Origin of the sequence: Flavobacterium sp. SOK18b (assembly GCF_014156605.1) — a bacterium.
GTDB lineage: Bacteria > Bacteroidota > Bacteroidia > Flavobacteriales > Flavobacteriaceae > Flavobacterium > Flavobacterium tiangeerense.
Window position 1 is genome coordinate 18795 of sequence record NZ_QKNZ01000035.1, and the last position, 14386, is coordinate 33180.

Annotated in this window: 9 protein-coding genes; 5 read left to right on the forward strand and 4 right to left on the reverse strand. The window is 34.4% G+C overall.

Going from position 1 to position 14386, the window contains the following annotated elements; genetic code table 11:
- Positions 1–23: 23 nt before the first annotated feature.
- On the reverse strand, positions 24–2453 hold the full coding sequence (locus tag DNC80_RS07110) for a bifunctional aminotransferase class I/II-fold pyridoxal phosphate-dependent enzyme/GNAT family N-acetyltransferase (RefSeq protein WP_086452583.1): 2430 nt from the start codon (positions 2451–2453) through the stop codon (positions 24–26).
- A 222-nt stretch (positions 2454–2675) separates the two neighbouring features.
- Between DNC80_RS07110 and DNC80_RS07115 the strand changes: the two genes are divergently transcribed.
- From DNC80_RS07115 to DNC80_RS07130, 4 genes are all read left to right on the forward strand, one after another.
- Positions 2676–3059: a hypothetical protein gene (locus tag DNC80_RS07115; RefSeq protein WP_086452582.1), complete on the forward strand. Its 384-nt coding sequence runs from the start codon at positions 2676–2678 to the stop codon at positions 3057–3059.
- 37 nt (positions 3060–3096) lie between these two features.
- Positions 3097–4017 (forward strand): AraC family transcriptional regulator, encoded by a 921-nt coding sequence (locus DNC80_RS07120; RefSeq protein ID WP_182650434.1) that lies wholly within the window; start codon positions 3097–3099, stop codon positions 4015–4017.
- An 87-nt stretch (positions 4018–4104) separates the two neighbouring features.
- Positions 4105–5589: a MauE/DoxX family redox-associated membrane protein gene (locus DNC80_RS07125; RefSeq protein ID WP_086452580.1), complete on the forward strand. Its 1485-nt coding sequence runs from the start codon at positions 4105–4107 to the stop codon at positions 5587–5589.
- 89 nt (positions 5590–5678) lie between these two features.
- Positions 5679–5957, forward strand: coding sequence for a DUF6520 family protein (locus tag DNC80_RS07130; protein WP_086452579.1), 279 nt, complete (start codon positions 5679–5681; stop codon positions 5955–5957).
- Between the two features lie 43 nt (positions 5958–6000).
- On the opposite strand, the gene DNC80_RS07135 is transcribed toward DNC80_RS07130, so the two are convergent.
- The 3 genes from DNC80_RS07135 to DNC80_RS07145 all read right to left on the reverse strand — a co-directional run bounded on the left by DNC80_RS07135 (position 6001) and on the right by DNC80_RS07145 (position 13010).
- Positions 6001–8523, reverse strand: coding sequence for a prolyl oligopeptidase family serine peptidase (locus tag DNC80_RS07135; protein ID WP_182650436.1), 2523 nt, complete (start codon positions 8521–8523; stop codon positions 6001–6003).
- Positions 8524–8587: 64 nt separating this feature from the next.
- The gene (locus DNC80_RS07140) at positions 8588–9997 is read right to left on the reverse strand and encodes a RagB/SusD family nutrient uptake outer membrane protein (protein WP_255493188.1); all 1410 of its coding nucleotides are present in this window, start codon (positions 9995–9997) and stop codon (positions 8588–8590) included.
- A 19-nt stretch (positions 9998–10016) separates the two neighbouring features.
- Positions 10017–13010: a SusC/RagA family TonB-linked outer membrane protein gene (locus DNC80_RS07145; RefSeq protein WP_182650438.1), complete on the reverse strand. Its 2994-nt coding sequence runs from the start codon at positions 13008–13010 to the stop codon at positions 10017–10019.
- A gap of 853 nt (positions 13011–13863) precedes the next feature.
- Here DNC80_RS07145 and DNC80_RS07150 point away from each other — a divergent pair.
- Positions 13864–14190, forward strand: coding sequence for a helix-turn-helix transcriptional regulator (locus DNC80_RS07150; protein WP_086452575.1), 327 nt, complete (start codon positions 13864–13866; stop codon positions 14188–14190).
- Positions 14191–14386: the final 196 nt, after the last annotated feature.

The following is a 14386-nucleotide window of genomic DNA, read 5'->3' on the forward strand; positions in this document are numbered from 1 at the left end:
ATATTAGTTGTCAATATCTTTCGTCATTTTGCAATTGATTTGTAATCATTTTGCAAAGTATTCATAAGTTCCATTGCGTAATTGTCTCTTGCCTGAACATAGGCTACTTTTGGAATTATCCTAGCTCCTAATTTTCTTTTTTCAAATGAGGCTGACACTCCAAAATCTATCTTTTGAAGTTGCAACTCATTAGCTCTTTTTATGGTTTGAAATAACAATTGCCTGTACAGTTGGTATTCTTTCGCCCATTTATAATCCATACCTATTAATTCCGGTACATAGGTATGATTGTCATTTTTGTAGCAAAACATAACTCCTACAAATGGATTTTCAGGCTCTACTTTCAGGGCTAATACTATAAATTCCCAGTTGGGACTTTCATTCATGTTTTCGAAAATTTTTTGGGTATATCGGAATGTATTGATAGCGTAATTATTGTCTTTTACATTGTTGTAGAGTTGATATGCTCTTCCTATTTCTGATTTGCTCAATTTATCTTTTATTACAACATCATAGTACTTCTCATAAGGTTCTATCTCTTTATTGAAATGTTTACGGGAACGCAACGATAATGTTTTTGTAAACTCTTCGTGTGAATGCCAAACTTGATTTTCAATTACACAGGATTCCGGCATGTCTATTTTGAAATAACCTTGATCTACTATTATTTTGTTGTAGCTGTTGTCTTTTTCGAAATCTCTTAAAACTAACATGTCTGCATTTAAGTCATTGAATTTTTCTTCTAGCTTATCCAATAATAGTTTCAATGCTTTTTCTGCCAAAGGATGTTCCTGATTGATAAAGCAGTGTTCTCCTTCGGTAAATAGAGAGCCCATACCCAATACTCTTGAGGTGAGGTATAAAGGATTAGTCTTTCTTATTTCTTCCAAATGGATAGAAACCGACTCAGTAGCCAGCATGTCGTCTTTCCAAAGACCGTAGGTAACAAAGGTCATTAATACTATGATACCTTTGTTGTCTTTAATGATATAATAGTAAAAATCCCATTGGTTAGTCGGGTCTGGATGCTGACTAAATGTTTTTTCTAAATAAACAATTCCATCCCAATCGAAAATATTTTGTTTTCCCATGTATTGATTCCATGCTGATTTTTCAATATCTTGAATGGTATTTTTTTCTTCGATAAAAAGCTCCTGCTCTTTTGATTGTGAAATATTTTCTGCTTTTTTATTGTCCATTCCAAAAGCCCGTCTGATTTTGATTTCACTACTGTTTGTTTCTTCCAAAGCTTTGGGAAAATGGTATTCCATTGCATCAGCTAAGGCTGTAATATCTTCTAGCTTATTGTGGCTCGATAATGTTATTCTGATTCCTGTATTCTTTATTGGAACTGCTGGATAAATTCCCAAGTTCAGAAAAAATCCTTCTTCAAATAGGCGATGCACAAACTTATAAGCTGTTGCAGGCGTACCCATACCCAAAAAGAACACTGGCGAATCATTTTTTGAAATTATGGGGAGGTTTCCGTTTGATAATAACTGGTTAAAATAATCGATTTTATCCGCTAGCACTTTTTGTTTCAATTCTATTTCAGGAGATAAATGAATGTCTGCCGAAGCGATTGCTGCTGCTACAGATGCAGGTTCTAACTGAGCGGAAAAAGTTAATGGACCGCCGAAATTTTTGATTTTATCTCTTAGTTTCTGATTCCTGCAAAATACCGTCGCACCACTGGCTCCAAAGGTTTTGCTTAATGTACTCACCACAATACAATTTTCTGGAAGTTCTTCTATCATATCAAAAATAAAACCAGTTCCATTTTTACCTCGCCAACTCATACCATGAACATCGTCAAAATAGAGATTAAGCTGAGAATATTTTTGAGTCAAAGCCAATAATTCTGGGATAGGTGCATAATCACCAAACATGGAATATACACCATCAGCCATATACCAGATTTTATTGCATTTGGTAGTTAATTGTTTGATTTTATCTTCTAACATTTCCAAATTACTATGTCTGATCATCTCCACTGGAATTCCCCGTAGCTTTAAAAGCTGACACGCATTTTGTACACTCCAATGTACTTGATGATCCATTATTACGGCATCTTCATCTCTTATCAATGTCGGGATAACAGCTAAATGTCCTAATGTACTGTTCTTTGTTATAATGGGTGGTATACCATACATTAATTCAATTTTTTGCTCTAGTTCACTGTAAAGCGGATGCGAAATATATGACTTTGAAAGTGGGAATTGTGTACCATAATTGTTTATGGCTGCTATTGCAGCCTCTTTCAACCGAATGTCTTGTTCGAGTCCCAAGTAACCTGTTGTACCAAAATGAAACATTTCCTTTCCCTTAACTTGGATTGTCCTACCTGTCAATTTTTTGTCTTCTGCATATAGATGTAGTAATCCTTCTTTTTTTGCTCCTGATAAAACCTCATCAACTGTGTCTATGAAATTATTGTGCTTAATTTTTGCCATTTTTAAATTGTTTAAGTTGTTTTAAAAATTTAGATATCTAAAATTCATCATAAAAATTGAAAGTTATTTCATCCAATACCTCAATACTCCCGATATAACAAGTCAAAGTCCCGAATTGACAACTAAAACTTCCAAATTGCAACAAATAATCCCAAATTGGCAAGTGTCTTATTAATAGATGTTTATATTTTTGTTAAATTAGAAAAATTAAATTCGTAAAACATGATTGCAGCACATGATTTTTATGAGAATGATTTTGCCAGGTTTTGGATCTCTGGGGGCATTCTCTTTTTTGAATACAAGCCTAATACTACTATTGATTTAAGGGTAGCCCAGTGCGTTGTAACCGATAGAATTCATTTTCAAAACGAATGTACTTATCCTATTTTATGTGATATTAGGGGTGTTGTTGCTACTGAGAAAGCTGGAAGAGATCATTTAGCACAGTCGGGCTCTATTTTGACGCAAGCAGTAGCACTTATTGTAAATGAAAAACTTTCCTTGATTATTAGTACTTTTTATGTAGAGATTAGTAAGCCCTCTGTACCTACTCAAATTTTCACGAAAGAAGATGACGCTTTAATTTATCTAAAAGGGTTTGTTTAGCGTTTACTATAAGATAAAAAATTAAAAGTTGAATCTTATGAATAAAACATACAACGAAGAGCGTATTGTTACAATTCATCAAATGTTATTTGAGATGGCACGTGGCAATTTCAACACGCGCATTCCTTTAAGTTCAAATGATGAACAATTGGAAACGCTAGTTGTTTTAATTAATATGGTAGCGGAAGAAATGCAGGAGTCGGTTTTTCAAATTGGTTACATTAATACACATAAGACCCTTCAAGTTACAGCTCTAAGCACATTTGTTTTAGATTCGTCTTTTTTTATCAAGAGCTTTACTCCTGAAGTTACTTCCTTTTTGGGTCATTCCGAATCTGAGTTGATCAACCTATCTTTGGCGGACATTATTACTACAGCTTCTTTTGAACAACTTCAAGAAGTAGTTGATGCAAATAGTACTTTGCCTACAACTATTACATTAGATTTTACACCTAAAGAACATTTACCTATTTCGGTTGCCAGTAACATTGTAAGGTTGGTTAATGGTTCGGAAATTATAATAAATCTGGTTACTCCTGCACGTCAAGATACTTATAGTCCTTTACTGTATGGGAATGAAAACGAGAAACATAATAAAACTCGAAAGGCAGATGCGTTATTGATTCAAAAACTTTATGATTATATTTTAGCACACCTTGAAGAACCCCTTCCCTCCTTAAAGGTGCTTTCTTCTAAATTTGGTACTAATGAACATAAATTAAAAGATGGTTTTCGCCATTTTTTTAAGACTAGTATTTATCAGTTTTATAATCAAGAGCGTCTCAAAAGAGCTTTCTTTATGATTGAACATACTGGAATACCGTTAAAAAATATTTCTGTCATGAATGGTTTTAATAATTATCCAAATTTTTCAAAATCATTTAAAAAACAATTTGGTTTTTCTCCCAACGAATTAAAGCGAAATGAAGTTGGTTTTATTTCGTCAGTTGAGGATTAAAGTTATCCGTTTTAGTCATCTCTTACTCCCAAAAAGACAACTATAGTCATTTTATAATTCAGAATTTTGCTTTAAATAAAAAGTACTATGAAACTGAATATTAAATTACAAAATGTATTTTTAGAGATGGTCTGCTTCCTGTATATCATTTTGTTTACGTATGCTGCAATCAGTAAACTAATTGATTTTGAAAACTTTCAAACACAATTAGGCCAGTCTCCACTTTTAAGTGCTTATGCTGCTTCTATCTCGTTTCTTGTAATTTTTGCGGAATTGGGACTAGTAGTTGCTTTATCTCTGCGAGTAAGTCGAATAAAGGCCCTTTATTTATCAGTGGGCTTAATGACTGTTTTTACTACATATATTATTTTGATTTTGAATTTTAGTTCGTTTATTCCATGCTCTTGTGGTGGAATTTTAGAAAAGTTAGGATGGAATGAACACTTGATTTTCAACCTTTTTTTCATTTTCATAGGTAGTTGTAGTCTGTTGCTTCATCAATATGATAAAAAAGGGATTATCTCACTGTTATTAATAGTAGTATCAAGTGTGCTTTTCGTTGTTTTTTTATTTCTATCATCAGAGGATACTATGAAGAAGCAAAATCCATTTATTCGTCGATTTACTCCTAACGTTGCATCAAGGACTTTAACAAAAAATTTAAATAATTATGGATTTTACTTTGCCGGCCACTCTAAAGGAAATATCTATTTAGGAAATACCATTTCTCCTTTAACTATCATTGAGTTTGACAGCACATTGCAACATAAAAAACAATATTCTATTCAACTTACTCCGGATACTTTACCTTTTAGAGCCGTTAAAACAAAAATTTTGGGTGCTCATTTTTTTCTTTATGATGGTTCTATTCCTATCATTTATCGGGGTTTAGTTTCTGATTGGAAAGCTACCATTTGGGTTACCAAAAAACCTTACTTTACTACATTACAGCCAATTGATTCTACTCTTTGTGTATTTAGAGGGCAACAATTAGGTACTTACGAAAATATATTGGGTACAATAGCTTTAGATGATTCTTTAAAAATTAGAAAGCAAAAGCACTTATTACAAAAACAAATAGACGGTATTTTTGACACGGACGGAACCCTGACTTACAGTGAGGGTTTAAAGAAAATCGTTTATACGTATTTCTATCGGAATCAATTTATTGTAGCCGATACAGCTTTGCAACTTGTCCATCACGTTACGACTATAGATACCACTACCAGAGCTAAATTAAAAGTAGTCAGAGTCAAAAAATCAGGGGATAGTAAACTTGCAGCTCCGCCTTATACTGTTAATTTAAGAAGTGCTGCCTTTAATGAACTTTTGTTTAATCAATCAGGGCTTCGTGGTCGTTACGAAAGTAAAAAAAACTGGGACCATGCTTCTATAATTGATGTTTATGATATTACGAATAAAATCTATTTATTCAGTTTCTACATCTACCACGAAAATAAAATGAAAATGAGTGATTTATTGATAACTGAAAAGGCCTTGTATGCAATAGTAGGACATCAAATTGTAAAATATACTTTTGGGACCCCAATGTTAACGCAACTAAAAAAATAAAATGAAAGATATACTGGCCGGTATCAGGGGTAAGATCGAAAACCTGTAGAAAAGAGTAGATCGAAATAATAATTATTAATTTTTTTATTATGAAAACAGATTTTTTAAAATTGATGGTGCTTCCAATGGTAGCATTCTCATTGGCTAGTGCTGCTGCTGTAACCACTAGTACGGCTAAAGAAAGCCAAACGGCTACTGCAATTATTAATGGTTATATCCATTCACCACTCCCTTCCAGTTGTAAACTGGTAAACGTAGATTGCGATGTTACTGGAAATGCTTTTTGTATGAGTGGTTCTTCACAAGTATTCGATAAAGATAGTGAAACGACCTGTTCTACGCCGCTTTTTAGAACTGTTAATCCGTAGATTAACGAATAAGTGCAGTTTTTTCAAACTGCACTTATTTATTTTATTCCTTTAAATATCGGTCAAACCAATCGGTAATTCGTTTTGTAAGGTCCATTTTATTCTCCTTGATTACAATTACATGCTGGTCTTTTGGATATACCAATAAAACATTCTTCTTCTTGGCTCTTCTCAATGCATTATAAAAAAGTAAACTCTGTTCGTAGGGTAAATTAGTCTCCATTTTACCCACCCAAGACAGTAATGGTGTAGTAATATTATCTGCATAAAGTATTGGTGAATTTTTTAGGTACAACTCTTTGTCTTCAAAAATAGATTTTCCTATTCTCCATTGTTGCGATTCACTTCGCCATAATTCTGGGATATTGAGACTTTTTGAGTTACTAAAATACCAACTTACCATGTCTGAAATTGCTGCACCCGATACTGCCGCTGCAAAAATATTCGATTTTGTAATAATGTAATTTGTTTCATAACCTCCGAAAGAATGCCCTATTAAGCCAATATGCTTTATGTCAATCATTCCTGTTTTTACAACGGCATTGTTTGCAGCAACAACACAATCCAGTGCACTATTTCCGGTTTCTCCTTCATAATATTTCACATCTGGTAATAATACAAAATAATTTTGTTGCACAAAATGCTTTACATTAAAACCGGTATCGTTGTATAAAGTCGGAATGCAATATTCATGCAATGAGTTAGTGATTTGAGAGTACACATTGATTATCATCGGATATTTTTTGCCTGCTTCATAATTTACAGGATAGTATAATAAACCTTGCAGTTTGTCTCCTTTTGAATTCGAAAATGAAATTAGTTCTACCTTTCCTTGATTAAATTTTTTATCATGGGTATTGCTTTCAAACAGAACCTTATTTACACCGTTTTTAAATAATACAATTCTTGGAGACTCATTATGCGATTGTTCTCGATAGACATACACTTCATTATTGACTCTACGCAATTCATCTGATTTTGTATCATTGTTTGCTACTGGAATTAAAGTGTTGGATGTAGAAACTAATTTGAATTGTTGTGCTTTGGTAGTCGAATTTCTTGATGAAACGATTAAATTAGTAGTCGCATTAATTTCAGTAAGAGCCCAACCATTGTAATTATCATTTCCTATTTGCTTGATGTTTGAACCCTCTACAGTGAAGTGAGTACTACTTTCTCGTCCATTTGTAATGCGTTTTAGTTTATTTGTTTTGATGTGAAATTGATAGATATCGAATTCATCTTGTAGCAAAAGGTATTCTCCATTATCACTCCATCCTTTCATTCCAAAAACATGTGGTCTTGTTATGTACTTTAAATCAGTTGAAACCCATTCGGAACCTGTAGGTGGCACAATTGACACTGTAGATTGTGTTTTTATATTGTACAGCCACCAATTTTTATCTTTAAAATAGCATATGTACGCTCCATTTGGGGAAAAAGACAATAAGTAATTTTCGCCAGGTTGCTTTTCTAAAAATAACTTTTTGGTACCATCAGCCAGATTGTACAAGAAATAGTCAACCTCACCATAGCGTTTAAAATGAGGCGCATATGCAGTTGGATTGTAAAGTAATGCAACTGATTTACTGCCGTTAAGCTGTACAAAAGGAAATTCTTTACTTGTAATCGTATTCCAGCGCTTTTCTTCAATAAACCAAACCGATAAAGTGGAATACCCTTCTAAATTTTCCCTACTTGCTTTTGGATAAATCCATAAATCTTCTGTATCCCAAACCTCGACATCGTCTTTTTTTGGTGTTGCCTCTTCTTTGACTTTCGCGATTCCAAAAAACACCCTTTTACCATCACTTGAAATTTTGAAAGACTTTGTGGTAACAATTTCATGCTTTTCTGGAAAATTTAAGAATGATTTTGGTTCAAAGGTTTGAATACTTTTATCTTGGGTTTTGTAGAAATTCAGTTTTGTGTATTTCCCGTTGATGCCCTCTTCGAGCCAAAAAACACCTTTTCCATATTCTGCTAATGTCAGACCAGATAATTTGTTTTGCGTTGTGTGATATTCAGTTTTTTGGTTTGTCCTAAGATTTATTGTTCCGAAACTACTTTTCCCTTTATGGTTACTTAGATAAGTCAGGATATTATTAAGCTGGTCCAATTGGTATTCTATTACATTTGGAAGTTGGATAATTTCTTTATTTTTGATGGTCCTTACTATCAATTCCCCATCATTGGAATAGCTCACGATAATTTTCCCGCTGTTGGCAAATTCAAAAGCAGCACTATTCGCTATAACAGTACTTTCACTACTTTCTAAGTTGGTTACTATTACTTTATCTCCTTGAAAGGCACCAAATGCAATTTCACCACCAAATTTGCCTTGTGTTCCTAGTGGAAAACTAAATACAATATTTTTCTGGGTATGTTTTACAAAGAGTGTATCTGAACCATTGCTGTACTGCATATCAAATGATATCCAGTTTCCTTTCTGGGAAATAGCTCTGTTTTCTAATTTGCCCCACCTTTCATACTCTGCTACAGCAATATTCTTTTTGGAATTATCCTGCCCGTAAATAGAGCAGGATATTACTATCCAAATTGTCAAAATTGTTTTTTTACAAGAATAACTGAAAGCGATAGTACTATTGTTTTTTAATAACTTCATGACTTTAATAACCTGTGTTTTGTGGTTGTAAATTAGGATTTGCGTTCAATTCTAGCTCTGGAATAGGCCACAAAATATCTGAACTGTTCCAGCCTGGTTTTGAAACAGATAGTATTCCATCGACTGTTCCACTGCGCTTTAAATCAAAAAAGCGATGGCCGTGTTCAGTAAAAAACTCAAATCTTCGTTGTTTTTGAATTTCAGACAAAATTTCAGTGGCGATAGATGATGTAGTTATTGGTAAGCCAGCGGTCGTTCTTATTTTATTTAAATCCTCTTTTGCGCCCGCTAAATCGCCTTGTTTTGCTCTTGCCTCGGCTCTGATCAAATATTGTTCTGCTAAACGCAACACAATAGAATATTCCTGCGAACTTGTTGTTGCGGTACGTAGTTTGTATTTATTGGGATGATTCCAAGTATTTAGTCCGGTGGTAACTGACTTTGTCCAATTCACTTTGCGTTGGTCGCCTGTTTCAAATGCATTCATAAAATCCGTACGAAGCGCACAAACTGGTGGCGGTCCTGATACGAAAATAAAAGTTGTACCTTCATTACTATTTCGTACCGCTGTTGCTGATGCTAATTGCCAGATAGTAGTTTTACTATTTCTTAGAAAAATCTTGTTTAAATCCGTTTCCCAAGCATAAAGCGGACTATTGATAACAGTAGTTGCTTCATTTGCTGCTGCTGTATTTTTATTCATGTATAAATATACTCTCGCCAGCATGGCTTTGGCCACCATTTTATTGGGTTTTGCACGATCCGAAGAACTATAATTTTCAGGCAATCTAGAACTGGCAATTTCTAAATCCTTCGCGATTGCTGCATATACTTCATCAGCAGCACTACGTGTAACTTTTCTATTAATTTCATAATTGGTTCCTGTAATATAGGGGATGCTACCATAAATTTGCAACAGATAAAAATGCACTAGAGCACGAACGAATAGTGCTTCACCCGACACTCTGTTTTTAACCGCAATAGGTAACCCAGTCGAATTTTCAACACCTTGAATAACTGAATTTGCATTATATATTTGACTATAGCTTGAAGTCCAAAGTGACGCCACAGTAGCATTGTCAGCCGTAAGCGCATTGTTGTAAATAGGTAAGGAAATTGTAGAGTTGGTATAATCTTGTAATTCATCAGCGTACAATCCCATTCTAACAGATGCACCAGTAGGTAATCCAGATAGGATGCCGCCGTCACGAAGTTGTGCATAGATTTGTGCCATTGCTGCATTTGCTGTCAATTCACTTTCAAAAACTGTAGTTCCTGTAAGCTGAGAATTAGGTAATGGAACCTCGACAAAATCACTACAGGAACTTGAAGACAGTATTAGTGCCAAAACCAAAAGAATGCGATACAGCTGGAATGGCTTTGTTAGTACCATTATAAATTGTAAATTTTTCATATTACTATTTTTTTGAGGATTAAAAGTTTAATGTCATTCCGCCACTGATCACTTTTAGCGGAGGGAGGAATCCTGAGAACTTAAACTCGGGATCACCTGCTTTGTAAGATGTAAATGTCAGTAGGTTTTGACCTTGAATAAAAAGTTTGCATTTTACATTAGTGGTCGCTTGTAACGGAATATCATAGGAAAGTGATATATTTTTTAGTCTGATGAAAGAGCCGTCTGTAATTACGGCATCACTTTCTATGTACCTATAATAGGTGCTTACCGCTGCACCATTTAGTCCCGTAGTATGCAGTTGCGAACTGCTTTGATTCCCAATTTGCTGCCAAGCATCGCCAATAGTGTTGCTTTGGTTTACTTGACCACCTCCCGGAACATTTGAAATGTAATCGTAATTGTCTCTTTTTACGAACTGCAATAAAAAATCCAATTGCCAATTTTTATAGTCCAATTGGTTTTGGATGCCTCCAAAATATTTAGGAGATAAGTCCTTAATAATTTGCTTGTCGCCTGCTGTTATGCTTCCATCCCCATTTAAATCTTCAAAATCGTATAATCCTGTTTGTGGATTAACACCTTTGCTTTGGTATAATTTTACAATATCAATTGATTGTCCAATCACATACCGATTTGCAAAAGTGGAACCTGAAAGATTCGGGAAAGAAAGTAATTTATTTTTTGAAACGGCCACATTGAAGTTTGTTGACCATTTAAAAGAGTTTGAATCAATATTTAGGGTTCGTACGGAAAATTCAAAACCTGAATTTTCAACGGTAGCATCAAGATTCGCATTCAATGACAAGAAACCTGTTGTAGCTGGCATAGGAATACCCACCAATTGATCCGACGAACGATTCCTATACAACGCTAGCGTACTAAAAATTCTGTCTTTAAAAAAACCAGTTTCTAAAGCTAATTCTAGTTTACGATTGGTTTCCCATCCAAAATCGGCATTATAAAGTCGTGTAGGTTGTAACCCAATTATGCCCTGATAATTAGCACCAGTTGTACCGTAGGTATCATAAAACTGATAATCTCCAATTTGATCATTGCCCGTAGTTCCATAACTAAAACGGAGTTTTCCAAAACTCATTTTACTGTTTTCTGGATTGAATTTTTCTTTGCTAAAAATCCATGCGGCACCAATAGCACCAAAATTAGCATATTGTTTGCCTGGTCCAAATCGGCTGGAACCATCCCGACGACCTGTAAAGTTTAAAAAGTATTTTTCGTCGTAACTGTAATTGATGCGACCAAAAAAAGCTTGATAACGGTATAAAAAAGTATCGCTATTGGTTGTGTTTTTTGTAATTGCAGAAGCTAAGTTGTTAATCAGATTGTTGTTTGCAAAACCAATACCCGATTGGAATAGGCGTTCTGTACGTTGCTGTTGGCTAGTCATCCCCAGTAGCACATCAAATTTGTGGTTTCCAAAATTTTTGAAACCTCTTAGTTGTGGCTCTATAATCCATGATTGTCTGCTGGTAAGGTTTAAGTACATTAAGGAATTGTCACTCCCAACTTCGTAAACGGGATTGTAAATGGTGGATGGTATCGTTCGCACTTCTTTGGTTTTTAAATCGGTAAAACCAAAGTTTGATTTTATTTCTAAACCTGGAATTAGTTCATATGACAACACACTGTTGGCCACCAAGTCATTGGTGTTCGCACGGTAGGTGCTTTTTAGAGGTGCCAAAGGATTTTCGAAGGTATCATTTTCCCAGTTTAAATTTCCATTTGAATCGTAGAGTGCGGGAGCGTTTGGTGCCAAATAACGCGCTGTTAATGTCAAATCTGTCGCTGCTTGTAGATTGTCTTGTGCCGTGTAATTTCCCGAAAAAGAGATTTTGAATTTCTTATCTAAAGAAGTGTGGTTTATTGAGCTAAGAATCCCTCCTTTAATGTACCTGAAATCTCCCGGAAGGACTGTTCCCTCGGTTCTGTAGTTCCCACTCATCAAGAATTGTGTTGTTTCACTACCACCAGAGATACTGGTTCTAAAGTCATTAATTGTTGCTGAACCGCCTAATAATTCCTTTTGCCAATTGGTATATCGAGTTTGATCCCAAGCTCCATTTACATCATAATCAGTATCCGATATTGGAATTCCATCATTGATAAATGCTTGTTTACGCATCGACAGATACTGCTCCGTATTCATCAGATCTACAAATTTAGTCGCTGTACCAACGGCTGTTGAGGCAGTTACTGAAATGTTTGTTTTACCTGACTTTCCTTTTTTTCGAGTAATTAAGACCACACCGTTTGCTCCCCTTGAGCCGTAAATTGCAGTCGCATCGGCATCTTTTAATACTTCGATATTTTCTATATCATTGGGATTAATACTGTTGAGCGGGCTGGCTTGGCTTGGTAATGCCGTTGATGTGTTCGCACTTCCTATGGACTCGTTTGAATAGGGAACTCCATCAATAATGTATAATGGTTCATTTCCATCAAGGCGAATACTGTTACGACCTCTAATTTTAATTTGGAAACCACCGCCGGGAGTTCCCCCATCTTGAATGATATTGACACCTGCCATTCTTCCTTGCATTGCGGCTAATACATTTGTGACAGGTTGCTTGTCGATGTCTTTCGCAGTCATTCTTGCAATGCTACCGGTTTGCTCTTTTTCTTTAATAGAATAATATCCAGCATTTATTACGATTTCTTTTAAAGTCGTTGCATCTTCAGTCAATTTTACATTAATAGTTGCTTGATTTGCAACTACAATTTGAATCGTTTTATAGCCTAGATAGGAAAAAACCAAAACATCATTCTCAGCTGCTAGTATTGTGTAATTTCCATTTTCATCAGAAAATGCTGTTGTTGGCTTATTGTTAACCTTTATGGTTACGCCAGGAACTGTGCTGGTATCATCGGTGATTTTGCCTTTAATAGATCGTGTTTGAGCATTTAATCCTGCAAAGAAGCACAGGAAAAGGATGCAGTACAGTTTGGACAGTTGTGTTGTTGTCCAAAACTTCAAAAATGATTTTTTTTTCATACTTTTGAATTGGTTAAATGAGACTTCGGTTTAGTTTGCTTTGGTCCTCTATTCGTCCGCCAAGAAGAGTTAGAGGGCCTTTTTTTGTGATTAGCCTCGAAAGCGCTAAGGCATAGATTTTTATTTTTTAAGTCATAGGCGTTATCTGAATATTATTAGGTGTTATTACATCTAAGCACGCTGTGTGATGTGAAAATAAATAGTTATTTTTCTTAGTTATTGCTATTTATATAAAAGCATCGGAACCATAAAGCCAACAAATTATCAGCGTAATGAAAGCTAGAATTAAAGTAACTTTTATAGTTTTATAGTATTTCATCTTTTCGTTGTTGTTTGCTGTTTTTCAATTTATTATTTCGATTTGCACTATTGCTATTACCACAGATCTTGAGAGCACTCTTTTTTGGATGCAAAGGCTTTTGAATTTATATTGTTTATTTAGGAAAGTACACTGCCGTTGCCAGTTGCAGCCCAACTCAGGCAGTGCGTTTCCAAACAAACTAATTCAATTAATTGATTGATTTACGATACTGTAAAAAAGAAGATTAGCTAAGAATAAAAGGGAGTAACTTTTGCGCATAAAAAATGGCATGGAACTCAGCTTATTGCATCAGAGGCATTGGCATACCTTAACCACAAATAAGTGAGCCCACGCCATGGGACGTGAGCATCTTACTTATCATCTCGTGGTTATAAAACGCCAATTTTCTGATACGAGATTCTAAGCGAATGCTTCAAATATTTTATATGAAGAATCGCAAATATATTAATTATGTTACAAATATAACAAAGTTATTCAAAACTAGCACTATCGTGCCAATAAAATTCATGAAAAATATTTTCTTTTGCCGTAATGGTTAATAATAAAAGTAATAGCAACAAAAGTAATGAAGCAAAAATATTTTTGCTCGATAGATTTGTTTGTAACTACATTAAAAAAGAATGGATTTCAGATGAAAAATCAAATCTATCTCAAAGTCAAGAACTCGGAATACATCCTCATGTTCTAACTAAGATTAAAAATGATGATGGCTACCGAATACCTTTATCAACACTGGCAATTATCTGCTTTTACAAAAAAATTGAATTATCTGAATTTTTCAAATTGATTGAAAAACAATATGGTTCAAAGATTAATGACGATTTTGTTTTAAAAACGAACACAAAAAAAGATGCTTAAGCATCTTTTTCTGTTTTATGGCGGTATGAAAAACTTATCAATTTGGCATTTAAACTTATCAGAAACTGAAGAATTGATTTCATGCTATAAGTGTAACTCTCTAAACATATTGTAAGCTTTAAAATATTAATTTGCAAAACTTCCTAAAGAAAGTAAAAGTACTACAAATTACAAAAAGTTATTAGATTTCAGCCTA